This window comes from Hyphococcus sp. D3-15 (genome assembly GCF_055809375.1).
In genome coordinates, this window is record NZ_CM147910.1 from 1,636,232 (window position 1) to 1,659,703 (window position 23,472).

General features: G+C 61.4%; 22 protein-coding genes and 1 pseudogene. 17 read left to right on the forward strand and 6 right to left on the reverse strand.

Annotation, left to right across the window (positions count from 1 at the left end; all coding sequences use genetic code 11):
• Positions 1 to 3: 3 nt before the first annotated feature.
• Complete coding sequence (locus tag AC0L8G_RS08065; RefSeq protein WP_473388235.1) at positions 4 to 855, forward strand: glycosyltransferase family 2 protein; 852 nt, start codon at positions 4 to 6, stop codon at positions 853 to 855.
• A 17-nt stretch (positions 856 to 872) separates the two neighbouring features.
• Here AC0L8G_RS08065 and AC0L8G_RS08070 read toward each other — a convergent pair whose 3' ends face one another.
• Positions 873 to 2,108 (reverse strand): glycosyltransferase, encoded by a 1,236-nt coding sequence (locus tag AC0L8G_RS08070; RefSeq protein WP_473388236.1) that lies wholly within the window; start codon positions 2,106 to 2,108, stop codon positions 873 to 875.
• Positions 2,109 to 2,580: 472 nt separating this feature from the next.
• On the opposite strand from AC0L8G_RS08070, the gene AC0L8G_RS08075 reads away from it, so the two are divergent.
• Entirely contained in the window at positions 2,581 to 2,763 is a 183-nt protein-coding gene (locus AC0L8G_RS08075; protein ID WP_473388237.1) for a hypothetical protein, read from the forward strand.
• A gap of 83 nt (positions 2,764 to 2,846) precedes the next feature.
• On the opposite strand, the gene msrA is transcribed toward AC0L8G_RS08075, so the two are convergent.
• Positions 2,847 to 3,326 (reverse strand): peptide-methionine (S)-S-oxide reductase MsrA, encoded by a 480-nt coding sequence (gene msrA / locus AC0L8G_RS08080; RefSeq protein ID WP_473388238.1) that lies wholly within the window; start codon positions 3,324 to 3,326, stop codon positions 2,847 to 2,849.
• Between the two features lie 63 nt (positions 3,327 to 3,389).
• A complete protein-coding gene (gene cutA, locus AC0L8G_RS08085; RefSeq protein WP_473388241.1) occupies positions 3,390 to 3,731 on the reverse strand; it encodes a divalent-cation tolerance protein CutA in 342 nt (113 codons plus the stop codon).
• A 70-nt stretch (positions 3,732 to 3,801) separates the two neighbouring features.
• Here cutA and queC point away from each other — a divergent pair, with 70 nt between their 5' ends.
• The 6 genes and pseudogenes from queC to AC0L8G_RS08115 all read left to right on the forward strand — a co-directional run bounded on the left by queC (position 3,802) and on the right by AC0L8G_RS08115 (position 9,214).
• Complete coding sequence (gene queC, locus AC0L8G_RS08090; RefSeq protein WP_473388242.1) at positions 3,802 to 4,533, forward strand: 7-cyano-7-deazaguanine synthase QueC; 732 nt, start codon at positions 3,802 to 3,804, stop codon at positions 4,531 to 4,533.
• A gap of 8 nt (positions 4,534 to 4,541) precedes the next feature.
• Positions 4,542 to 5,009: an MFS transporter gene (locus tag AC0L8G_RS08095; RefSeq protein ID WP_473388243.1), complete on the forward strand. Its 468-nt coding sequence runs from the start codon at positions 4,542 to 4,544 to the stop codon at positions 5,007 to 5,009.
• The gene (locus tag AC0L8G_RS08100; protein WP_473388245.1) at positions 5,009 to 5,707 is read left to right on the forward strand and encodes an MFS transporter; all 699 of its coding nucleotides are present in this window, start codon (positions 5,009 to 5,011) and stop codon (positions 5,705 to 5,707) included. Before AC0L8G_RS08095 ends, AC0L8G_RS08100 begins: the two co-directional genes overlap by 1 nt.
• Positions 5,708 to 5,914: 207 nt before the next feature.
• Positions 5,915 to 8,333 (forward strand): annotated as a pseudogene (locus AC0L8G_RS08105) (DUF305 domain-containing protein).
• 115 nt (positions 8,334 to 8,448) lie between these two features.
• Positions 8,449 to 8,895 carry an SRPBCC family protein gene (locus AC0L8G_RS08110; RefSeq protein WP_473388246.1) on the forward strand — a complete coding sequence of 149 codons (447 nt, stop codon included), beginning with the start codon at positions 8,449 to 8,451 and terminating at the stop codon, positions 8,893 to 8,895.
• Between the two features lies 1 nt (position 8,896).
• Positions 8,897 to 9,214, forward strand: a complete 318-nt coding sequence (locus tag AC0L8G_RS08115) for an ArsR/SmtB family transcription factor (RefSeq protein WP_473388248.1) — start codon at positions 8,897 to 8,899, stop codon at positions 9,212 to 9,214.
• 15 nt (positions 9,215 to 9,229) lie between these two features.
• Here AC0L8G_RS08115 and AC0L8G_RS08120 read toward each other — a convergent pair whose 3' ends face one another.
• Positions 9,230 to 11,503: a CHASE2 domain-containing protein gene (locus tag AC0L8G_RS08120; protein ID WP_473388249.1), complete on the reverse strand. Its 2,274-nt coding sequence runs from the start codon at positions 11,501 to 11,503 to the stop codon at positions 9,230 to 9,232.
• A 260-nt stretch (positions 11,504 to 11,763) separates the two neighbouring features.
• Here AC0L8G_RS08120 and AC0L8G_RS08125 point away from each other — a divergent pair, with 260 nt between their 5' ends.
• The 5 genes from AC0L8G_RS08125 to AC0L8G_RS08145 all read left to right on the forward strand — a co-directional run bounded on the left by AC0L8G_RS08125 (position 11,764) and on the right by AC0L8G_RS08145 (position 15,700).
• A complete protein-coding gene (locus AC0L8G_RS08125) occupies positions 11,764 to 12,813 on the forward strand; it encodes an MlaE family ABC transporter permease (RefSeq protein ID WP_473388251.1) in 1,050 nt (349 codons plus the stop codon).
• Positions 12,810 to 13,598: an ABC transporter ATP-binding protein gene (locus tag AC0L8G_RS08130; protein WP_473388252.1), complete on the forward strand. Its 789-nt coding sequence runs from the start codon at positions 12,810 to 12,812 to the stop codon at positions 13,596 to 13,598. The genes AC0L8G_RS08125 and AC0L8G_RS08130 overlap by 4 nt, the downstream gene beginning before the upstream one ends.
• Before the next feature lie 16 nt (positions 13,599 to 13,614).
• Positions 13,615 to 14,535: an MlaD family protein gene (locus AC0L8G_RS08135; protein WP_473388253.1), complete on the forward strand. Its 921-nt coding sequence runs from the start codon at positions 13,615 to 13,617 to the stop codon at positions 14,533 to 14,535.
• Positions 14,535 to 15,164 (forward strand): ABC-type transport auxiliary lipoprotein family protein, encoded by a 630-nt coding sequence (locus AC0L8G_RS08140; protein WP_473388255.1) that lies wholly within the window; start codon positions 14,535 to 14,537, stop codon positions 15,162 to 15,164. The genes AC0L8G_RS08135 and AC0L8G_RS08140 overlap by 1 nt, the downstream gene beginning before the upstream one ends.
• 71 nt (positions 15,165 to 15,235) lie before the next feature.
• Complete coding sequence (locus AC0L8G_RS08145; RefSeq protein ID WP_473388256.1) at positions 15,236 to 15,700, forward strand: hypothetical protein; 465 nt, start codon at positions 15,236 to 15,238, stop codon at positions 15,698 to 15,700.
• Positions 15,701 to 15,713: 13 nt separating this feature from the next.
• On the opposite strand, the gene AC0L8G_RS08150 is transcribed toward AC0L8G_RS08145, so the two are convergent.
• Positions 15,714 to 18,224 carry a hypothetical protein gene (locus AC0L8G_RS08150; RefSeq protein WP_473388257.1) on the reverse strand — a complete coding sequence of 837 codons (2,511 nt, stop codon included), beginning with the start codon at positions 18,222 to 18,224 and terminating at the stop codon, positions 15,714 to 15,716.
• A gap of 252 nt (positions 18,225 to 18,476) precedes the next feature.
• Between AC0L8G_RS08150 and AC0L8G_RS08155 the strand changes: the two genes are divergently transcribed.
• Entirely contained in the window at positions 18,477 to 19,271 is a 795-nt protein-coding gene (locus AC0L8G_RS08155; RefSeq protein ID WP_473388259.1) for an ion transporter, read from the forward strand.
• Between the two features lie 69 nt (positions 19,272 to 19,340).
• Entirely contained in the window at positions 19,341 to 20,060 is a 720-nt protein-coding gene (locus AC0L8G_RS08160; RefSeq protein WP_473388260.1) for a protein kinase domain-containing protein, read from the forward strand.
• Between the two features lie 4 nt (positions 20,061 to 20,064).
• Here the strand turns inward: AC0L8G_RS08160 and AC0L8G_RS08165 are convergent, their stop codons facing one another.
• Positions 20,065 to 21,288, reverse strand: a complete 1,224-nt coding sequence (locus AC0L8G_RS08165; RefSeq protein WP_473388261.1) for a cation:proton antiporter domain-containing protein — start codon at positions 21,286 to 21,288, stop codon at positions 20,065 to 20,067.
• A 273-nt stretch (positions 21,289 to 21,561) separates the two neighbouring features.
• Here AC0L8G_RS08165 and AC0L8G_RS08170 point away from each other — a divergent pair, with 273 nt between their 5' ends.
• The gene (locus AC0L8G_RS08170; RefSeq protein WP_473388263.1) at positions 21,562 to 22,143 is read left to right on the forward strand and encodes a hypothetical protein; all 582 of its coding nucleotides are present in this window, start codon (positions 21,562 to 21,564) and stop codon (positions 22,141 to 22,143) included.
• A gap of 207 nt (positions 22,144 to 22,350) precedes the next feature.
• Positions 22,351 to 23,472, forward strand: coding sequence for a glycine oxidase ThiO (gene thiO / locus AC0L8G_RS08175; RefSeq protein ID WP_473388264.1), 1,122 nt, complete (start codon positions 22,351 to 22,353; stop codon positions 23,470 to 23,472).

Below are 23,472 nucleotides of genomic sequence, written 5' to 3' on the forward strand. Positions count from 1 at the left end.
AATGTGACAGAACGAATGGTTCCTGATCAAACCATGCCGCGCAGCGACGGGCCGAAAGCGCGCCCGCGCTGGTCGGTTGTCGTGCCGTATTATAATGAGCGCGCGTTTCTGCCGGCCATGCTCGCCTCGATGATTGCGCAAACGGTGCGCCCGTTCCGCCTCATCCTTGTCGATAATGCGTCCACAGATGGATCTTCCGACGTCGTGCGCGATGTTCTCGCCGGCATTGAAGACGTTGAAATCCTGTTCCTGCATGAACCGGCGCCGGGGCAGGCGGCGGCGCTTGAGCGGGGCATCGCGGAAGCGGATACGCCGTTCACCGCGATCTGCGACGCGGACACGGTTTACGCGCCGGATTATCTTGAACGCGCGGCGGCGCGCTATGATGTATCGCCGGGCGATGTCGTCGCGGTGCTGGCGACAGCGCTCTATGACGAGCCGGGCAGCTTCAGCAGCCGCCTCGCACAGGCCAAAATGGCCATCGTGCCGCATTTATTGCGCAAGCAGTGCCATGCGGGCGGTTACGCGCATACATTCCGGACGGCGGCGTTGAAGCGCGCCGGCGGATATTCGCGCGCGCTGTGGCCGCATCTGCGCAAGGATCACGAATTGATGCACCGGGTCTGGAAGCAGGGCCGGGTCGTGCATGATCCGCTTTTATGGTGCCGGGCGAGCGACCGGCGCTCCAGCGCCCTGCAAAAGCGGTGGACGCTGTTTGAACGCGCGCTCTATCACGCGACGCCGTTTCAACTGAAAGACTGGTTCTTTTACCGGTTTCTCGGCCCGCGCATGGCGGCGCGCAAGCATGATGAATTGCGCCTGCGCGAGCGGCCCTGGGAAGAAGTCAGCGCCTGAACTTTGCGCGCTGCGGGTCAGCCGACTCTCGCATGCTGGCTTTCCGCCGGTTCGAATGTCGCGGCGACGGATTTGTCGCTGCGCCCTTTCAGGGCTTCGGGATAAATCCGGAAAACGAGATTTTCAAAAGTCTTGGGCCAGGAGAAATTTTCCAGCGCATGGGCGCGGGCGCGCGCGCCCATTTCGGATAAGCGATCCATCCACACCGCCGCGACATTCGCTGCCATCGCATCCGCATCGCCGCAGGGGCCGAGCCGTCCGAGCGAGGGCGGCACCCGGTCGACCATCGCGCCCGCCTTGACGCCGACGACGGGCAGGCCCGCCGCCTGCGCCTCGATGACGGAGATGCCGAATGTTTCGTTTTCCATCGCCGACACATAAATATCGGAGGAGGCGAGATATGTGGCGAGGGTTTCCCGGTCGTCGACAAAACCAGGAAAATGCACTTTCAAATCAGCACATTCGCTCGCCAGCGTTTCGCGTTCCTTGCCGTCGCCGAGCATGACAAGGCCCGCGCCCCACGAAGCGGGCAGCTTGCGGAAGGCATCCACCACGACGCGCGCTTTCTTTTCTTTGTCGATCCGCCCGGCGTAAATCAGCAAGGGCTGGTTATCCTGAACGCCGAGGTTGGCGCGCAGCGCATCGCTGCGCTGGGCTTTGTGAAACAGCCGCGTATCGGCGCCGAGGGTCAGAATATGCGCATTCGGCAGGCCCAGTTCGGCGAAATGTTCCGCCGCGATCTGGGTCAATGTGTAGAAAGCGTCGAAGCGTTTGTAGAGATTGATCGCATAGCGATAGGAGAAGCGGCGGACCTGCCGGGCGACAAAGCGACCGGCGCGCGGGCGCAAATAACGCTCCACATAGACGGTCGGAAAATCGGTGTGATAGCCCGCAACAACGGCGGTTTCCGGACAGCGCCGGCGATAGGCGAGCGCCGTCCAGGGCAAATTATAGGCGTCCTGACATTCGATCAGATCGGGTTTGACGAGGGAGAGCGCCTCCAGCACGGCGCGTGAGCGCAAAAGCAGCCGGTAATTCGGACTGCCCGGCACTTGCGGCGATTTGATTTCAATGGTGGAGGTCCGGCCGTCATGGGTGATGCGATCTTCCGGGCCGGGAACGATCAGGACGTGACGCGCATCCGTGCGCTCCAGAATGAAGTTGCGTTTTTCGTTGAGAAATGTTTTCACCCCGCCGCCGCGAACCGCATAGGATTGCGTAACGTCGCAGATTGTGAGCGCTGGTGAACGCATGCGCACGATTAAATCCTGCCTCGCAACCTTACTTCTGAGGAAGTGTCTTCGACCGACCGCACGCTTGGCTCGCGCCCCTTTGCCAGCACCTGTGACTATTGGATGGATGCCGGGCGCGCCGTAAAGGAAATTTTTTATGACATTTGCGCACCTGTTGCGTGCGTAAAAATATTGTCCGAATGCGGCGTATTTTTTGCCGGCGTAAAAAGCCAAGGCGATACAATCGTTTTTATGCTTTCAAGAAATTCAGTGTGAGAAGAAAAATGACAATTGCGCAAATTGTGCGGCAGTTGCGGCGTCCCCGTGAATTCACGCGATTGTCATATGACTGCGTAATAGGATTACATTGTCCGCATGCGCGATTCTGCAATGCGTAGTCATCGCGGATGCCGGTCGCGCAATGAGTCAGCGCATAAGGTTAATGGTTGCGGTTAGAAGTGATGCCGCTGCAGTTGGAATACGGAGATCGCATATGAAACGCATGTTGAGATTTGTCCGTATTCTCGGCGACGCGCTTGGCCTTGTGGTCTTGCTTGGCGGGTTGATGATCGCGACCAATAATACGCGCGCAGTGAAGGAGACCTCGGCGCAGCGCAGGAAACTGCGCGCGGCGAAGCCGGCGCCTGCACTGAATGCGCGCCGCGCTGCGATCTGATCAAGAAGACGCCGAAATTAGAAAACGCCGCGAGCGATTTTCATCGTCGCGGCGTCTTTGCAGTTTGAGTTTTTTGACAGCCGCTAGCGCGGAACGTGGCAGGCGCCGCCGCCGTTTTTCTCAAAATATTGCTGGTGATATTCTTCCGCCTTCCACCACGGGCCGAGCGGTTCGATCTTGGTGGCGATCGGACGAGGGTGACGTCCGGAGGCTTCTTCCGTGGCGAGGGAAATGAGGGCCGCATCGCGCTGCGCGTCATTCAATGTGAAAATCGCCGAGCGATATTGATCGCCCACATCCGGGCCCTGGCGGTTCACCTGGGTCGGGTCGTGACTTTCCCAGAAGATCGCAAGCAACTGATCGAATGAAATGACAGCCGGATCGAATTCCACCTTCACCGCTTCCGCATGGCCGGTGCCCTTATTGCAGATCTCGCGATAGGTGGGATTGTCGGTGTGTCCGCCCGTATAGCCGACTTCGGTGGCGGTGACGCCTTTCGTATCGCGGAACACTTGTTCCACGCCCCAGAAGCATCCGGCGGCGAAAATTGCGGTTTCAGTCATGTGTTTATCTCCGGCCTTTGCCTGATAGCATAAAGGGCTGAACAGGCCCGGCGGCAAGGGGCTTCACGCTTTTGTGGTCTTTCTGATCCAGTCGAGAAAGCGATGATTGGAGCCTTCTGCAGCGACTGGCAAGGCGGCGACGCAGGGCTCGCCATAAGGGTGCAGCTCAATAATCCGGTCGCGCGCCGCATCCGCCCCGGCGGCGGTGGTTTTGACGATCAGCGGGGTCTCAAGGCCGATCTCCACCTTGCCTTCCCATTCGTAGATCGAGCGCATTTCGGCGTGAATATTGACGCAGGCGGCGAGCTTTTCCTCGATCAGGGCGCGGGCGATCCTCGCCGCCGTCTCCGAATTCGGGGCCGTGACATACAGGAAAACGATTTCAGACAGCGCGGATCCAGACATTGCGAGCCTCCCGGCGGCGGCCTAAACATCCCCCAGGTAAAGAGGATGCGCGCTGATTCTCGCGTGCTTTATGACTATGCGCAAGCTCGACCCCACTCATGCGCTCGTCCTGTTCTCAGGCGGGCAGGATCTGTCGATTTCGCTCGCCTGGGCGCTGTCGCGCTACGCCCATGTGGAAACGGTAGGCTTTAATTACGGCCAGCGCCATTCGGTCGAACTCGGCGCGCGGCTGGCGGTGCGCCGGGAGATCGCGAAGGCGTTTCCCGAATGGGCCGCGCGGTTGGGGAATGACGCGATTGTCGGCGCCCATGGTCTGAAAGATCTCGGCGAAACGGCGATGACCCACGAGACGGAGATCGCGCTGGCCGATGACGGCTTGCCGACGACCTTCGTGCCGGGGCGCAACCTTGTGTTTCTGGCGCTCGCCGGCGGGCTCGCCTATCGCCGCAATCTCGGTGTGCTGGTGGCGGGAATGTGTGAGGCGGATTTCTCCGGTTATCCCGATTGCCGCGATGCGGCGCTGAAAGCGCAGCTTGATGCGCTGCGGCTCGGCATGGATGCGAATTTCGATCTGGAAACGCCGCTGATGCATATCGACAAGGCGGAAAGCTGGCGGCTGGCGGAAAAGGTCGGCGGGGAAAAACTCGTCGCGCTGATCAACGAGCACAGTCACACTTGTTACCATGGCGTGCGCGCCGCCCGTCATGAGTGGGGCTATGGCTGCGGGGAATGTCCGGCTTGCGAATTGCGCGCCAGGGGCTGGGCCAACTATCGCGCTGACGGCGCCGCGGCGCAGTCTTGAAGCCTGATTTGAAGAAACACGCCGGTCCGCTTTACGCGCTATATTATGGCGGCCAGTTTGTGCTGCTCGGCATTCAATTGCCGTTTTTCGCCGGCTGGCTGGCGATGAAGGGCTTTAACGCGTCGGAGATCGGGTTGATCACCGGGGCGGCGCTGATTGCGCGGCTGCTATTCGGGCCGCCCATTGCATTCTGGGCCGACCATCAGGCGGACGAACGCCGCGCCTTGCGCGTCGTCACATTCTTCTTTGCGCTTGGCGCCGCGGGATTGCTGATCGCGCCGACGAAACTCCTCATTGGCGCATCGGCGGCGGTGATGATCTGGACCTTTGGTCTTTTGGTGCCGCTGACCGACACGGCGGTTCTGCGCGCGGACCGCAATGGATGGCTGCATTATGGTCAGACCCGCGCCGCCGGTTCTGTTTTTTTCTGGCGACCAATATTATCGGCGGCGCCTTTCTCGCGGCGGCGGGCATAATGGCCGCCGCCCCGGCGATGGCGCTCGCTGCGATATTTGCATTCGCCACGACATTCCTGTTGCCCGCGGGCGCTGGCGGGCGCGGCGGCGCCAAGCCTGTCTCCTGGCGCGAGGCGCCGAAGCTGATCGCCAATCCGGTGTTCCTGATTGTGCTGGTGTCGGCGGGCCTCACCCAGGGCGCGCATGCGGTGTATTATGCGTTTTCGTTTCTGCTCTGGGAGCAGCTTGGTTATTCGACACTGATCATTGGCTGTCTGTGGGCGACCGGGGTTATCGCGGAAATTATTTTGCTGACGCGCGCGCGCGGGCTGGCGAGACGGTTCGGCCCGGCGACTTTGCTGGCGATCGCCGGCGCCGCCGCCGCCCTGCGCTGGGCGGTCGTCGCGGCGGAGCCGCCGCTGCCGGTGTTGTTTCTCGTCCAGACCTTGCATGCGGGCACATTCGCTTGCGCCTATCTCGGCATGATCGAATTTCTTGACCGCGCGTCGCCGCTGCGTCTCGTCAATACCGGCATGACCTTGATGTCGACGACGGGTGTTGGCGCCGTGACCGGCATCGCCACGATCATCGGCGGATTTGTCTGGAACGCCTATGGACCCGCGCCGGCCTATCTGATGATGGCGGCGATGGGCGTTGTCGCATTCCTTGCAGCGCTGGCGCTTCCACGTATGTGGAATGGCGGGAAGATGTTTGACTGACGCCCATGATTGGGCGGATCGGCCATTCCAGCATTTCAGACGTCTACTCTATTTGCGGGCGGGCGCTATTCGCATGCATCGGGCATGGACCCATCCTTACGACCTGACGCGCTCCTGCTGCGTATGACGCCCCATTTTTATAGTGGGGCCAAGGATCGAAGAGTCTGGCATTCGCCAAATAAAAGCAAAACCATAGGAGCGACTGTGATGGTCTTACGTTTCCCGGCACATAAGCGAAAGCTCAGCCTTTGCGCGGGCGCCGGTCTGCTCGTCCTTGCCAGCGTCGCCATGGCGCAAACGCCGGTTATCGTACAGCCGGGCGCGCCGGGGCAGGTGGGGCGTGAGCTGAGCGCCGATGAAGCGATCAAGATCGCCGACAACAGCTATTCTGCGGATGATGTGAAGTTCATGCAGGACATGATCCCGCATCACTACCAGGCTGTTTTGATGGCTGAGCTTGTCGCCGACCGCACAAACCGGAAAGAAATTCTCGATGCGTCAGGGCGCATCAACGCGTCTCAGGCTGATGAGATATCCTTCATGCAAACCTGGCTGCGCGAACGCGGCGAAACGGCGCCGGATCCGTCGGCGGGCGGTCATGGCGGGCATCACGGCATGGGCGCCGCGCATAAAATGATGGCGGGCATGGCGACGCCTGAACAGATGGCGGCGCTCGCCGCGTCGAAGGGCGTTGCGTTCGACAAACTGTTTCTGGAACTGATGATCCCGCATCATGAAGGCGCGGTGAAGATGGTGGATCATCTGCTTGAACAGCCGGGGTCTGCTTATGACCCGCTGCTGTTCGACTTCGTCACCGAGGTGAAAAACGGACAGACCGCAGAAATTGAGCGGATGCACGCGCTGCTGGTGGGGCTTTCGGGCGATCCGCGCGCGACCTTGAAGCCGGGCTTTGATGATGCGGGCGAGGCTGCCATGAATATGGCGCTTGTCGCTGCGCTGCCCAAGCCGTCAGGATTTTTCGATCCGCAAAATCCCGCCAGGCTGCCGCCGGCAAAGCCGCAAAAAGATGATGCGCAGGGCAATGAAGACACCGAGTGGAGCGAGCGCTCGCCGCTATTCAGTTTCTCCAATACCGATATGGCCTTTACCGGCGATGTGCTGGTGGTCGGCAGCTATCACGGCTTCAACATCTACAAGCTGGGCGCCGACGGCGCGCCGGCGCTTTACAGCTCGGTCGTCTGTCCGGGCGGGCAGGGCGACGTTTCAATTGTCGGCGACCTTCTGATCATGTCGGTTGAGCAAACCCGTGGCCGGGTCGATTGCGGTTTGCAGGGCGTCGCAGAGGATGTGAGCGCCGAACGCTTTCGCGGCTTGCGCATTTTCGACATCTCCGATCTCGCGCGGCCGGTGCAAGTCGGTCAGGTCCAGACTTGCCGCGGTTCGCACACCCATTCGGTTGTCTCAAAACCGGCCGGCAAGAACGGCAAGATCATAGTCTATAATTCCGGTACTTCCAGCGTCCGCAAGGAAGCAGAGCTTGCGGGCTGCGTCGGCGACATTCCCGGCGATACGCGCACAGCGCTGTTCAGCATTGATGTGATCGAAATCCCCGTCGCTGATCCGTCGAAAGCGCGCATCGTTGACAGTCCGCGCGTGTTCGCTGACGCGGCGACGGGCAATGTCGCGGGCCTGTGGCAGGGCGGCGATCATGGCGATGAAACCCAGACCACGAGCCAGACCAATCAGTGCCACGACATCACTGTCTTTCCGGCGATGAAGATTGCGGCGGGCGCGTGTTCCGGCAATGGCATCATCTTCGACATATCCAATCCATTGAAGCCCAAACGCATCGACGCGGTGCTCGATGCGGGATCTCGCCTATTGGCATTCGGCGACATTCAACAATGACGGCTCAAAAGTAGTGTTCACGGATGAATGGGGCGGCGGCAGCCGGCCGCGTTGCCGCGCCTCCGACCCGAAGACCTGGGGCGCCGATGCGATTTACGACATTGACGGCGCCAAGCTGAAATTCCGCAGCTACTACAAACTGCTCGCGCCGCAGACCGATCAGGAAAACTGCGTCGCTCATAATGGTTCCGTCGTGCCGGTGCCGGGCCGCGATATTTTCGTGCAGGCCTGGTATCAGGGCGGCGTGTCGGTGATGGATTTCACGGACTCCGAAAACCCGGTGGAGATCGCTTATTTCGACCGCGGCCCGATCAATGACAAACATCTTATCCTTGGCGGTTACTGGTCGACCTATTGGTATAAGGGAAAAATCTACGGCACGGCGATTGCGCGCGGGCTCGACATGTTGGCGCTGACCCCGAGCGAATATCTCACCGAAAATGAAATCGCCGCCGCCGCGCTCGCCGATCAGGGCGCAACCTTCAACCCGCAGGATCAGTATCCGGTGACATGGCCGGCGGAACCGGTTGTCGCCCGCGCCTATATGGATCAGCTCGCGCGGGCGGAGGCGCTTGATGCGTCTTTGGCGGAGGATATCAAATCGGCGCTCGACAGCGCCGACGCGGCGCTTGCAAAAGGCGGCGCCGACAGGGGGCTTTCATCAAAGCTGAAATCGCTGGCGCGCAAACTAAGCGACGACAAACGTCAGGCCGCGCTTGGCGAAACGCTGAATGGTATAGCGGCTAAGCTTCGTTGAAAACGTAACAATAAAAAGGGCGCCAATCATGCGCCCTTTTTTGTGTGAAAAGAGCAACTAAAAGGTTGCGTATCTTTGTGTTTGCAATACAGTATTCGCAACCAGGAGGTTGCGAATGGAAAACCGCATTGTAAAAATCGTTGACCTGAAGGCGCCTGTCTCCCGGGTCTGGCGCGCATTGACTGATCATGAGCAGTTTGGGGAGTGGTTTCGCGTCAAGCTCGATGGACCATTCGAAGTTGGCGGCCTTTCCACGGGTCATATGGTCTATCCCGGTTACGAGAATTATCCTTGGCGCGCGATGGTCGTGCGTATGGAGCCCGAACGGTTGTTTTCATTCAGTTGGCATGATTTCGATGAAACATCGGGCGTCGACGTAGCGGACCAGCCGACCATGCTTGTCGAGTTCCTGCTGGAGCCGACTGCCGAGGGCGCAAGGCTGACCATAACGGAAAGCGGGTTTGAATCGCTGCCTGATCCGCGCCGCCTCGAAGTGCTGCGCGGCAATACCGAAGGATGGAACCTACAAGCCAAGAATATCGCTGACTATGTCCAGAGGTAATATGTCCGCGGCGCGAGCGGCGCCGGTTTTTGCTGCGCTCGGCGACCCAACAAGATTGTCACTGCTTTCCCGGCTTTGCGACGGGCGCGCATATTCCATCACGGAGCTTGCTTCGGGCGCCAATCAGACGCGGCAAGGCGTGACCAAGCATTTGGCGACTTTACAGCGTGCGAAAATCGTAAGCAGCCGCCGCATAGGTCGGGAAAGCCTGTATCAGGTGCGGCCTGAAACACTGAAACAGGCTTGCGACTATCTTGATCGCGCATCGCGCCAGTGGGACGAGGCGATTGGGCGGCTTAAAAATCTGGTCGAAGACTGATCGGGCGAGGCGCGCTTACACCCCAGCCGAATGCGCGCCGTCCCAGCCTTCAGGCACGCCTTTTTCCGCAAGCTTCGCGATGCGCTCTTCGTAGATGTCGAACAGCGCGATCTTGGCGCCGGGGGAGGCTTTGGCTTTTTCAAGATTGGCGCGCGCGGCGTTCATGTCGCCGGCGCGATAGGCGGAGAGAAGCTGGCGGTGGGCGTCGTCCAGCGCGCGGAACGCCTTTGACGATTTGATGAACGGATTGCCGATCAGAGCATAGATCGAGACCGGGCGTTTTTCACCGCGCAGGCGCAGCCTGTCGAGTTCGAGGAACGCGAAGTGGTGATGGGTTTCCTTGTAAACCTGTTCATCGCAGATCATCGCCGGGCCGTAAAATTCCGACTGACTGCGTAGGAAGGTCGCGCGATCGACCGCCGGGCCGACGGCGGAGTAGCGGTTATTGCGGCCATGCCCCATAGGCCCGACAAAACAGGGGCCGGTGGCGACGCCGATCGCCAGATGAATTTGCAGGCCGCGCGTGCGCGATGAGGCGTCGAGATCGGCGTTGACCTTGTCCATGCTTTCGATCAGGCGCAGGGCCGCCGCGCAGCCGGCCTGAATATGGTCGGCGCTTTCCAGCGGCGCGTTGAAATAAGCGAACAGGCGTCCGCCTTCCGCTTGATCGGCGACGCCGCCTGCATTGATGATCGTCTGACGCACATCGAGCGATGCGGAAGCAAGCAGCTTGGTGATGTCGTCGGGAAGATTTTCCATGGTGCGCAGATCTTCATCTGCAAAGCGCAATTCGCAGGCGAGGACCGTGATGTCCCGGCGCACGCCGGCGAGAATTTCTGCGCCTGCGTCTTCCCGCAGTTTCTTCATCGCCGCTTCGGGCAGCGTGTCATGGAACGAGCCGCGCAGATTATCATCGCGCAACACGCCGCCAATGGATTTGCCGCCGGCGATGGAAAGCGCGCCAAGAAACAGCGCCAGCGCCGGGGGGATCGGGTTCAGCAACACATCGCCAAATGCAAAGGAGGCATAGGCGCCAAGCATCAGCACCAGCGATGCCAGCGCCGCGAAACCGGCGGCGCGCCAGAAGTCGAGCCGTTGCGCCGTCATGATCGCCGCTGCGCCGAACAACATGACGGCGAGCGCTTCAGCATAGCCGGCCCAGCCGGGGCGGCGCGGCGCTTCGCCGGAAACGATTTGCGCGGCGGCGAGGGCGTGGGCGGCGGCGGGCGCCATGTCGCCGCGCGCCGTGCGCACGGACGGTCCAAGCTCGGTGTCGAGCCCGATCAGCACGACCGTATCTTTCAGTTGCGCGTTCGACCCGGCAATGGTCGCCGGGGCGCCGTTGAAGCCGGAGACAAGACGAGCGGCGGAGGTTGTCGGCAATGAAATATTTTTCGGCAGATAGAGCCGGATCGCCGCGCTGTCGGAGACCGGCAATTTGTGACCGGCGACTTCCAGACTGCTTACGGTGCGTCCTTGCGCATTGGCGGCGGCGGCGGCGTTGACGATCACAGTACCATCGCCGCTGGCGAGGCGCGCCGCCTCAAGCGCGATTGCGGGGGCGGGGCGTGCATTGAGTGACCACAAAAGCGGCGCGCGGCGCAACACGCCGTCGCCATCCGGCGCCAGTGCGGAAATCGAAGGCTGCGCCGCATTCGCCAGCGCCGGGTTGAGCGCATAGAAAAAGCGCGCGCCCGGCAAGGCCAGGAAATCCCCATTGGCGCCGCTGGTCTCGACCCAGGGCGCGCCCTTCATATCGGTGCGCCGGAACGAGGCTGCGCGATTAGGGTCGACCGGCGCAGCGCCGGAAACGCCGACCGCGCCATTAATCGCGGCGAAGGCCTCGGCCAGCCGCTCATCGGTGCGCGGCAGCAAGGCGAGCTGTTGCGCCAGGGTTTCGTCCCGCGCGCCGGAAAGCCAGAATTCGCCAATGGTCTCTGGCGACAAGGGATCGGGCGCATCGACCGTTTCAGTCAGAATGACGCCTTTTGCGCCAGCCGCCCCGGCCGCCTCGACCAGTCTGGCGATCACCGTGCGCGGCCATGGCCAGGGGCCGACCGCCTCGACGCTCTCCCGGTCGATCACTACCAGGTGGAAGTTATCCACAGCGGCGCCCTCGGCAGGGTCAAGCCTTTGAAAATAATCGAAAAGTTGCTCGCGCAGATGGGCGTCCGGGGATTGCGCGCCGGTGATGGCCCCAAGCGCGATGACCGCCAATGCGCCCGTGACAAATAACAGCGGAAGCGCCGTAAGCCACTGAAAAGGCTTGGAAAACATACGTTTGGTCAAAAAATGACCCCTTTATCACACATTTGCGCGCAGCGATCTGCAGCGAGCCCCATCAGCCCAAAGCCACCCCCACTTGCAAGTCCTTATTCAGGATGAATTTATTATCCTGTTCTAAACCATGTCGTTGCAAGGGCCGGGCCGGGCGTCGGGCCCTTTAAGAAAGAGTTAACCATGACGGATCTCGGCGGCGAATTTCGACATCGATGTTTCGCGCGGAACGCTGAAACTTGTTCCCCGCGGCGACTGGCGCGCGCGCTTCCTTGGCCCGCTCGATGACGGCTTGCGCGATTTCGCAGATGATCTCGGTGGGCCGCGATCTCGTCATCGATATGACCGGGGTGAAAAAGCTCGACACGGTCGGCGCCATGATGCTGCAGCGGACCATGCATAGCTGCACCAGCCGCACCGAGGCGTCGCGGTTTATCGGCGCCAACGAGGCCCATGCGGCGCTGCTCGCCCAGGTCGAAACGCATCTCGCGCCTTGCCATGTTGAGCCCTTGCACCGCAATGCGTTTCTGGTGGTGGTTGAGCGTCTCGGACAGGGCGTCGCCGACGCCTATGACGCGTCTATCGAAGTGTTGAGTTTTATCGGGCTGACGCTGGCGACGGGCGCGCGGGTGACGGTCAATCCGAAAAAGATGCGCTGGGCGTCGACCGTCCATCACATGGAAGAGGCGGGGCTCGACGCAATTCCAATTGTCGGGCTGATGTCGTTTCTGATCGGCGCGGTTGTCGCCTTCATGGGCGCGAAGATTTTGCGCATGTTCAATGCGGATATTTTCACGGTTGAACTGGTTGGCATTTCGGTGTTGCGCGAGTTTGGCGTGTTGTTGACCGCCATCCTGATCGCCGGGCGATCGGGCAGCGCTTTCACAGCGCAAATCGGTTCGATGAAAATCCGCGAAGAAATTGACGCCATGCGCGTGCTCGGTCTCGATCCGATTGAAGTGCTGGTCTTGCCGCGGGTGATTGCGCTGGTGATCATGTTGCCGGTGCTCTCTTTTATCGCGGCGATGCTCGGCATGATCGGCGGCGGCATTGTCGCCTGGCTCGCCATGGATATTTCGCCGGCGCTGTTCATGGCGCGGTTTCAGGAAACCATCGTCATCAATCATTTCTGGGCGGGGCTCATCAAGGCGCCGTTCTTTGCCTTCGTCATTGCGGTCATCGGATGTTTTCAGGGCCTTGAAGTCGAAGGCAGCGCCGAGTCGCTCGGCCAGCGCACGACCTTGTCGGTGGTGCAGGCGTTGTTTCTGGTCATCGTGATCGACGCCTTCTTCGCGATGTTTTATCTGGAGATCGACTTTTGAGCGATGCGCAAACCTCCCGGCGTCACGTCATCGAAGTCGAAGGGTTGAAGACCCAGTTCGGCGATTTTGTCGTGCACGAAAATCTCGACCTTAATGTGCGCGGCGGCGAGATTCTCGGCGTGGTCGGCGGGTCCGGCACCGGCAAATCTGTTTTGATGCGCGCGATCATCGGGCTGAAGCGGCCCAGCGCCGGCATCGTCAACGTGTTTGGCGAGGACTATTACAAGGCGACTGACAAGGCGCGCGAAGCGATTGAACAGCGCTGGGGCGTGCTCTTTCAGGGCGGCGCCTTGTTTTCCTCGATGACCGTCGCACAGAACGTCATGGCGCCGATTAGAGAACATCTTCATCTTCCTGAAGAATTAGCTAAAGACATCGCGGCGCTCAAAATCTCCATGTCCGGCCTGCCGGAAGAGGCGGGCGCGAAGTACCCTTCAGAGTTGTCGGGCGGCATGAGAAAGCGCGCAGGGCTTGCGCGTGCGCTCGCGCTTGACCCGGAAATCGTCTTTCTCGACGAGCCGACCGCCGGTCTCGACCCGATCGGCGCCGCCAAGTTCGACGAGCTCATCGTCAATCTCAAGGATTCCTTAGGGTTAACAGTGTTTATGGTGACCCATGATCTTGATACGCTGCATGCGACCTGTGACCGGGTGGCGGTGCTGGCTGAAAAGCGAGTCATCGCCTGCGGACCTCTCGATGAAGTCCGCAAGACCGACCATCCGTGGATACAGGAGTATTTTTCAGGCCCAAGGGGCAGGGCCGCGCTCACCGCAAAGGCGAGCTAGGGGATAGTTGAGTCCGATGGAAACGCGCGCCAGTTATGTCGTCATCGGCTCGGTCGTGTTGATCACGATCGCGGCGGCGTTTTTGTTCATCATCAATTTGACGCAAGCCCAACGCGACTTTGACGAGTACGACATCATCTTCACCGAGCGCGTCTCCGGATTGTCGGATGGCGCGGCGGTCCGTTTTAACGGCATTCAAAAAGGCGAAGTCGTTGAGCTGTCGATTGATCCGGACAACCCGTCGATCGTCATCGCGCGTGTGCGCGTTGAAAATGACACGCCGGTCAAAACCGACACCAAAGCAGAACTTGAACTTGTGGGGTTCACCGGTCTCGCCATCATCCAGTTCGTCGGCGGCAGCCCGGGCGCGCCGCTTTTGAAAGACGCCAGCGACATGAAAGTGCCGCAGCTGAAAGCCGACACGTCCGGCTTTGGCGCCTTTCTCGAAGGGTCCGGCGATGTGCTGGCGCAAGCAAACCGGCTTTTGTCCGATGACAATATCAAAGGCGTTTCCAGCATCATCGCCAATGTGGACACGCTGACCGGCGCGTTCGCGGAAAACGAAGAAGACATCGTCGCGACCATCAAGAACCTCAACAAGATCACCACCGATCTTGCAAAAGTCACGTCGAAACTCGACGCGGCGGCGACGAGCTTGCAGAAATTCATGGAAGACGATGCGCCGGGCGCCGTAGAGGACGTCGAGGCGCTGCTGTCGGAATCGCGCGCGCTGGTGACGGATCTGCGCGCCATCACCAATGAGAACCGTGCGTCGATTAAAGTGTTTGCAGATCAGGGATTGGGTCAGGTCGCGCCCGCGCTCGCCGAAGCGCGCCGCTTGTTGCGCACGCTGGATGCGATGTTGCGCGAGATTGATCGCGATCCGAACGCCTATTTCTTTGGCGAGCGCGCGCCTGAATATGCAGGGGACGAATAATGGCGAAGATTGTTCTTCAGGGCGTAGCCGCCGCATTCGCATTGCTCGCGACGGGCTGTGTATCTGTGCTTCCCGATGCGGCGCCGGCGAAACCACGCTTTCATATCGCCGCCGCCGACAGCGCGCAGTTGAGCGGCGAGGCGTTGTCTTTCACCTTGATCGTTGATGAGCCGCGGGCGACGCGCGTCTATGATACGGTGCGCATCGCCGTTGCCTCCGCGCCGGGCCGGATTGAATATCTTCCGGGCGCTGAATGGGCTGACCGGGCGCCGCGCCTGTTTCAGACAGCATTGGTGCAAACCTTTGAAGACGCCGGCCGGATTTTGGGCGTAGGCGACCGTTCCGCGATTCCCGTCGCTGACCTCATTTTACAGACAGACATTCGCCGCATGGAGCTGGCGGTCGAGGGCCGGGACCGCGCCGCCGATATTTCGATCTATGCGCGTCTCACCGACGGTAAAGGCTCGGTCTATGCCGCGCGCAAGTTCAGCGCGCGCGTTTCTGCGGGCTCAATCGAGCCGGATGCGGTGTACAAGGCGTTTGACGGCGCATTTGACGAAGTGATCGCCAGCGTCGTCGGCTGGGCCTATGACGCCGGCGCGACAGCCAAAGGCGAAAAAGCCTCTTAAGGCGTTTTGCGATATTAGACTTCGCGACCGGCCGATCATAAGCTGCTCCCGCACTTAAAGGAGCAGAGGCCATGAAACCAGTTTGTTCCGTTCTTTCCGCCTGTTTGTTATTCGCTTTGCAAGGCTGCGCAGAACCCGGCGGCGCGCCGGGTCTCGGGGCCCATCAAGTTGACGAGGAAGAAGACGTGACGCCCGGCGCAGACTGTCCCGTGCTCGACTCGCATGGCTGGACGGCGTGGGTGAACGCTATGCCCGGACCGGATGCGTCCGCGACGCTGATCGTTGAAGGCGTCGTTGTCTTGCCGACGCCGGGTTATCAGATTTCGTGGGCGCCCGGCGCCGCCGACCGCAGCGCGATTCCGGTTCAAAAACTTTATCTGGTTGCCTCGGCGCCCGACGGCATGGCCGCACAGGTAATCACGTCCGAGACGGTGCGCTATGAAGGCCCGGCGATCGCGAAACAATATCGCGGTGTTGTGGTGATGTGCGGTGACGGCGTTCTGGCGGACATCACGGATGTCGTGACAGCGCAGTAAGCGGCGCGCCGCGTCAGGCGAAATAGCCGACAGTCGCGCCGATCAGCAGATAGACCCGGCCGAGCGGCGAAGAGAGATATTCCTCAAGCTCCTCATCGGCGGTTTCCGATGTGGTGGCGTCTTCCAGCAAATGCTCAAAGCCTTGCAGGAATTCATGCACCCCGGTTTCGAAATGCCGATCGCGCCCCGACTCTGTCCGTATGCGGCGTTTCACATCCGCCTCATTGAGGCGCAGCATCCGATTTGCAAAGACATTGCGGTCGCCGCGATCAAACCGTTCCTGCAGGGCGGGGGGCGGTTCGCCATAGAGCCGGGTCTCCAGCTCATGGGTGAAGTCCTGCAGTTGCGCGATGATGCGGATGGCGTCTTCCGCCTGCTTGCGTGCAACGGCTTCTGCGTCGTTTTCTTTTGCAGCCTTGCCAAGATCGAGCGGGGCGCTGTCATCGGCGGCGTCAAGGATTTCGCGCCAGGACAGGTTGCCCTTGCTGCGTTTTGTGTCTTCGGCTTTTTCTTCGCGGCCAAGCGCTAGCGGCGGCTCTTTAGCTTTCGCCTGTTTGCTCGGGCGGCGTTCTGCGATGTCGCGCGCCAGCTCATCAAGGCGCGCGGCGCCGTTTGACGATTTCGCGGGGGTCGGCGTTTGCGCCGGTGCGGAAGCAGGAGCCGTTTTAGCTTGGGACGCCGGCGGGCTCGCCTCGGGTCCGGCAGCGGCGCCGGAAGCTGGCGTTGCAGCCGCAGGGCCGGCGGCCGGTTTCGCGGCGGTCAGCGGCGGCTCTTTGCGGCGGGCGGCGGCTGCGAGGTCAAGCGTCGCCTCAGCTTCTTTTTCCGCGGATTTGGCGGCGTTTTCTTGTGCGGCCTTGCGCTCGCTCGCTTCGGCTTTTTTCTTTTCAGCAGCCTGGCGGTCGGCGCGGGCCTGCATTTCGTTTTGCGCTTCGGCGAGGCGGGCGGCCGCTTCCTGTTCGCGCAATTGCGCTTCAGCAAGACGCGACAGGCGGTCGGTCTGAGATGCTATGGCCTCTGCGAGGCGGTCGGCGCGATTTCTTTGTTCGTCGATCAGCGATTCCAGCCGCGCATTTTCTTTTTCCAGCGCGGCGCGCGCTTCGGCGAGCGCCTGATTGCGTTCTTCAATGCGCGCGGCTTCGGTTTCGGAAAATTTCATGGCGTCTTCAGAACTTTTGCGGGCGCGTTCGCCGGCGGCGGCGACATCGCTTGAGGCTTTATCTGCGGCTTCGCCCGTGCGCCGCGCCGCGTCGGAAACGCTCTCGGCGGCTTTGGTGGCTTTGACAGCGCCGTCTGCGGCGGCGGAGAGCGCCTGCGATGTCGACTTGGTGATGTCGTCAAGCGCCTTGGCGGCGGCGTCCTGCACTTTGGCCGACTCTTCTGTCGCGGCGTCGATGGCGGTCTTCGCGGTGCGGGTCGCATGTTCGCGCGACGATTCAATCGCTGCGGCGGCGGCTTTCTTCGCTTCTTCCGATGCGGCGCGCGCGGCGGCGCCGATATTCGCGGCGTTGCGGGCCGCCGATTCAGCGGCGGCGTCTGCGGCGGCTTTCGCTTTTTGCGTTGCTGCGTGCGTCTCGGCGGTGGAGCTGTCGATCGACTGAGCCGAGGCGCGCATGGTTTCATCCACATCGCGCAACGCTTCACGCAGGGACTCAAAGCTGCCAAAGGCGCGCTCCGCTGCGGTCTCAAGCCGCAAGAGGCGTTCGTCGAAATCTTTCTCCGCTTGCAAGGATGTATTTTCAGCGGACTCCAGGGACGAAATCGTTGTCTTTGCTTTTTCCGCAATCGCGGCGGCAAAGCTGTCCGCATGGGCGTTGAGGCTTTCGGTCAGCTCCATCAGGCGCGAGCGTTCATCGGCGACGCGGCCGACGGCGCCGGTGGCGCGCGCTTCAATCGCTTCGCCGGCGATCTCGATCGCTTCCACATGCTGGCGGATCATCGCCTCAACCGACGCAAGGCGGGTGAGGGCGGAATCAAGGCCCGCATTGAGCGCCGTCATATGTCCCTGCACGACGAGCCCGACGCTGTCTGCATTACTCGCCGCCGTCACGTCTGGCGTCACCATGCGCTGCGCTGTTGCGGCGATTGACTCCGCAGCGCGGATCATTTCGATCAAACGCGACAGCGCATAGCCGATGAACAACAGCAAGGCCGGCACGATGAACGCAAAGAGCAGCGTTTCGATTTCATAAGCGGCGAGCGGATTCCACGGCGTGTCGGTTCCGGTCAGCGCCTTCAGATGATTATGCGCGAACCAGTTGCCCAGCGGCAGGCCGACAATCATCGAGAAGAACACGAACACCGCGGTCATGCGCGCGGCTTGCCAGAGCTGACGGCTTTTCGCGTTCCAGCGGCGTTCGCGATGGGGCGCATAAGCCGGCGCGCCATAGCCCGCCGCTTCGCGTCCTTCGGCCTCGACAATGCCCTTGAACCGCATGCGCGGGGTCTCGCCAGCCTCGTCCGGATGGTCGATATCCGCCTGCTGTCCGGCTTCCGCCTGCTGCTTGTCGTCTGCGTGTTCGGTCAATGTGCCGGCCTCTTTATCGCCGAATTCTCTCCAGCCGGGCGCGCTTGCCCGCCCGAACGTTCCCGCATAGCGGAATTTGCAAGGACCGCCAATCGCTTGAGCAAATTCTTGCGCCAGCGTTCCGTTTCCAATTGGCAATATTTGCGCGTCCCGCCCGGGAAAGGGAAGGGCCTTGGTTTTCTAGCGCGGCAGAATCCCCATAGGGAGGTTCCGCGCCCCTCTACCGGGCGGTTTTCCCCATATTGGCGGCCCATGACCGAACCACAGAAAACACTGCTGCAACGCTTTATCGACAGCGCGCCGTTTCAGGCGGTGGTGCTGGCGCTGATCATCATCAATGCGGTGATCCTGGGGGCGGAGACCTTTCCCGGCGTCAAGCAAAGCGCAGGGCGCTGGCTGGCGGCGATTGACCGGATCATTGTCTACGCCTTCGTCATTGAGATCGGCATGCGGGTCATCGCCTGGCGCGCCGCCTATTTCAAAAATGGCTGGAATATCTTCGACTTCCTGATTGTCGTGGTCTCCATCGGGGCGGCGACATCCGGCCTGGCGGCGCTGCGGGCGTTCCGGGTCCTCAGGGTTCTCAGGGTGATCACCATCATCCCGCGCATGCGGGTGGTGGTCTCGGCGCTCCTGGATCTGATCCCCGGCATCGCCTCGGTCGGGGTCGTGCTGGCGCTGATCGTCTATGTCTTCGCGGTGATCGCCGCCAATCTCTACGGGCCCGACCATCCCGAGCTTTTCGGTGATGTTTTCACGGCTATGTACACGCTGTTTCAGGTGATGACGCTGGAGGGATGGCCCGACATCGCCTCGCAGGTGGCTGAAACCCATACGCGGTCCTGGGTGTTTTTCCTGACCTTCGTGCTGATCGCGACCTTCACCATGCTCAACCTGTTCGTCGCCATCGTCGTCCGGGTTGTGGAGGAAGACAGCGAGCCGGTTGTCGATGAAGTGATTGAAGGCCAGCAGACAATCCGCAGTGATATCAGCGCCTTGCGTGAGGAGATTCAGGCGCTGTCGAAGCGGCTGCCGCCTGCTTCCTAGAGGCTCGCGAAACGTCTAGAAAGGCGCACTGGACGACCGCTTGAACAACCTGTCCGGCGAGAGGGCTGCGTGGCGAAAGATCATAAATCCTTCGGCCTATCCAAGGGCGACCGGCTGACCTGGCGTTATGAGGTGATCGAGCGCATTGGCGCGGGGTCCGAAGGCGAGGTCTACAAGATCCGCGAAAAGGCGACGGGGCTGACCCGCGCGGCGAAGCTCTATTTCCGCTCGAAGGAAGACCACTCAAAGCAGTTCCTGCGCTATGCGAGGAAGCTCGACGCGCTGCGCGACTGCGCCATCGTCATCACCTATCTCCATGCCGAGGAAGTGTGGATCGATGACCGCTTCATCTATTGCCTGATCAGCGAATATTTCGGCGGCGCCATTCTCGAAGACCTTGTGAAGACCTATCGCGGCGGGCGGATGCCGGTGTTCGAGGCGCTGAACCTGATCCACGCGCTGGTGATCGGTCTGGAGGAGATCCATGCGCGCAAGGAATTCCACGGCGATTTGCATAAGGGCAATATCTTCGTGGAGCGCAATGGCGTGTTCTTTCGCCTGCGCACGATTGATTTCCACGATTGGGGCCGCACGGCGGCGGTGGAGCGCCGCGCCGACATTCTTTGCGTCGTGCGGCTGCTTTACGATCTCGTTGGCGGACGCGAGCACTACAAGAAACAGCCTCCCGCGATCCGCGAGATCTGCATGGGCAACCGCTCGGACTTGATTTTGAAGAAGTTCCCGACGGTGTTTCACCTGCGGGCGCATCTTGAGACGTTTGAATGGTGAGGAGCTAGCCCGCGAACTTGGCGCGTTTGCGCGCCAGGGCCGTCTGCTTCAACAGCAGCGTGACCAGCGGCCGCGAGGTGATCCGCGCGGCGAGAATGCCGAAGGTCACGGCGACCGCGCCGACAGTGAGCACCGCATCCTGCGCCATGATGGATGGCGCATCGAACAGCGAAATCAGGAACAGCGCCGAGGCTGCGCCCGGCGCGCCGCCGAACCAGGCGAGGAACATCTGGCTTTCGCGCGGCAGCGTCGTCTTGCGCAACGCCGCAAGGCGCGGACCGGCGCGCATGATGGTGACGGCGGCGGCGGCGAACAGCACGATCAGCAGATCCGCTTGCAGGATACGCGGCGCGAGAACCAGCCCGAAGCCGAAATAGGCGAGCGGCGCGACAAGGCGCTCGGCGGAACGGCGCAGGCGAACCCGCGTCACGGTAAGCGCCGAAGTTTGTTCGCCCCATAACAGACCGGCCGCAGCGGCGGCGATCACCGGATGCGCGCCGATATGCGGCGCGATCAGAAACGCCGCCATGCCGGCGCCGACCGCAAAGGCGGGCGTCTTTTTCCGGAAACGATAGAAATTGCCGTAATGACCGGCTGCGAGTCCAAGCGCGCCGCCAAGCGCGAAGGAGATAAGGAAACCGCGCGAGGCTTCAAACAGCGGCGTCGCCTGCGGCATGCCTTGCGGCGCGGCGGTGGCGACAGCTTCGAGCAGCACGGCGACGGGAATGCCGAGCGCGAGGATCGCGGCGCTTTCAAGCCGGACGGCGGCTTTCAACGTTGCAGGCGCCGGCGCGCCCGTTACAGCGCGGCGGTCAAAGGCGGCGCCGTTAAGGGTCAATGCGCCCGCGAGCAGGAACGCCGCGCTGATCGACAATTGCGGCACGAGAATGAACGCCGCGAGACCGCAGACAATCAGAAAGATCGGCGCGCCGCCAATGGTCAGCCGGAAAGAGGCGGGGCAGACGCTGGCGAGGCGGGTGATCCGGAATTGCGCGGCGGCGGTGAAGGCGAGCGTCGCGAGCAGGACATCGGCGCCGGCGGCGGTCCATTCGGACGGCGCGAAAGGCGCCCCGGAAATTCGCCAAATGAGGGAAGCGCCGGCGCCGGCGGCCAGCATCAAGGCGGGCGCGCGCGCAGCCGCATCGACCGCTTTCAGGGTGAAAGCTTTCGACCGACCAAGAATCAAAAACAAAGCAGCTAGGAGAGCCGCCGCGCCTGCGAGAGCCATTGGGATTTTTTTGACCGCCATTGTCATTCGGCGCTATTCAGACGCGCCGAATCATTTGGCCAAGAATGAATTGATCCGTTTGCAATTGCAAATTGAATTTTTGACAGAATAGGCCGCATGCGGCCTATTTTTGGCGGGTCATGCTGGCGGGGCGCCCGCCGGGCAAACTGCGACGCTCCATTCTAACACGGAAATTTTTTTGGTGGATAGTTATCCACCACTTTTGTTTCGGCCTTACACTGCGAGGCGATTGGTAAGGTGTGAGAGGTTTGTATGAGCGCGTCGCCGGACGAGACAAAGCAAACAAAAAACCGGGGCAGATTGAAACGCGCGATTGCACGCGCGGCGCCGGGACTTGCCCATGCGCTTGGCGGTCCGTTGGCGGGCGCCGCTGTTGAGCAATTGTCCCGTGCAATATTCGGCAGCGATGCGGCAAGCGAAGACACGCTCGCGGACGCTTTGGAGCGCGCCGGTCCGGAACATCTTCTTGCGCTAAAAAAAGCCGAGCAGGAATTTCAACTGGCCTTGCGTCAGGCAAGCGTTGCGGAATTGCGCATTGATGCGGGCGATCGCGCCAATGCGCGCGACCGGCAGATCAAGATGAATGACTGGACGCCCTCCGTGCTGGGCGCGCTGGTCATACTCGGCTTCTTTGTGGTGCTTGGCGTCATGGTGGCGAAAAAACTTCCCGTCGGCGCAGAGACTGAGTTTTCAATCATGCTTGGCGCGCTCGCCACCATGACCGCCGCAGTGGTCAATTATTTTTTCGGCTCATCCGCCGGCTCGCGGGAAAAGACCAGGCTGATCGCCTTTCCCGTTCCGGAAGGCAAGATGAAAGAAAGTGAGAAATTTTGAAGCGCGCGCGACATCTCACCTCCCCCTTGCGGGGAGGTCGAGCCGGCCATAGGGGCGGCTCGGGAGGGGGAATAGCGTTTTTTCAAACCGCTGCGTTATGAAAGTGAAGACAACCCCCACCCAAAAACGCGTGTGCGTTTTTGACCTCCCCTCAACGGGGAGGTATGGCGGTAGAGATTGATAGGCATTGTGGCAAAAGCAAAACGAATGAGTTCCAAGAGTTTCGAGATCGCGATCATCGGCGGCGGCGTCATCGGTCTGACTCTGGCCCGCGCGCTGGTGTTGGAAGGCGCGCAAGTCGCCATCATCGATGCAGGCGAAGCGATCCCGCCCGCAAGCGAGGCGGCGGCGGGCATGCTGGCGCCGTCATTTGAATATGGCGAGCTGCCGGCGGCGTTGGGTGAAGCTCTCTATCGGTTTGGCGCGCGCGGTTTGTCGCTTTGGCGCGATTACGCCGCCGCGCTGGAAGAAGAGACCGGGGTGTTTGTCGATTATCGCGGGGCTGGCGCGCTCGGCGTCGCCTATAGCGACAGCGACAGGGTTCTGCTCGAAGCGCAGGCGGCGCGCGTCGCGGCGCTGGGCGGCGCGGTGGAAATGATTTCCGGCGACGCGGCGAGAGAAATGGAGCCGGCGCTGTCTGAGGCGATCATCGCGGCGCTGCATGCGCCGAAAGATGCGCAGCTCGATCCGCGCCGCGTGATCAAGGCGCTGAAAATCTGGCTGGCGGAACGCGGCGCCACGGTCATTGTCGCGACGGCGAAAGATGTCGTTGCGCAAGGCGGCGGGTTTCGACTGACGCTCGCCAATGGCGACGAGGTTTCCGCGGGAAAGGTCGTGCTGGCCTCCGGCGCGGTCAGCGGTCTGGCGCCAATGGGGCTTGTCTATCCGGTGAAGGGCGAGGCGACGGCGGTCGAGATCAAGGACGGGCTGTTGTCTCGGTATATTCGCGCGCCCGGCGCCTATCTTTGCCCGAAGGCGGAGGGGCGGCTGGTCATCGGCGCCACCGAAGAGATCGGCCGCGACGACATCGCCGTCGAACCGGCGGCGGTGGCGGGCTTGCGCCTCAACGCCGCCAAGGCGGCGCCGGTACTGGCGGATGCGCGGGAATTGGAGCGTTGGGCGGGTTTGCGCCCCGGCACGCCCGATGGCGCGCCGATTTTCGGGCGCGACGAAGAAGGCCGGTTTCTGGCGCTTGGCCATTACCGCAACGGGGTGCTGCATGCGCCGGCGGCGGCGGAAGCCATGGCGGCGCTCATTTCCGGGCGCGAACCGCCGGTCAGCCTTGTCCCATTCGGGATCGCCCGTTTCACGGCGGGACATCATGGTTAG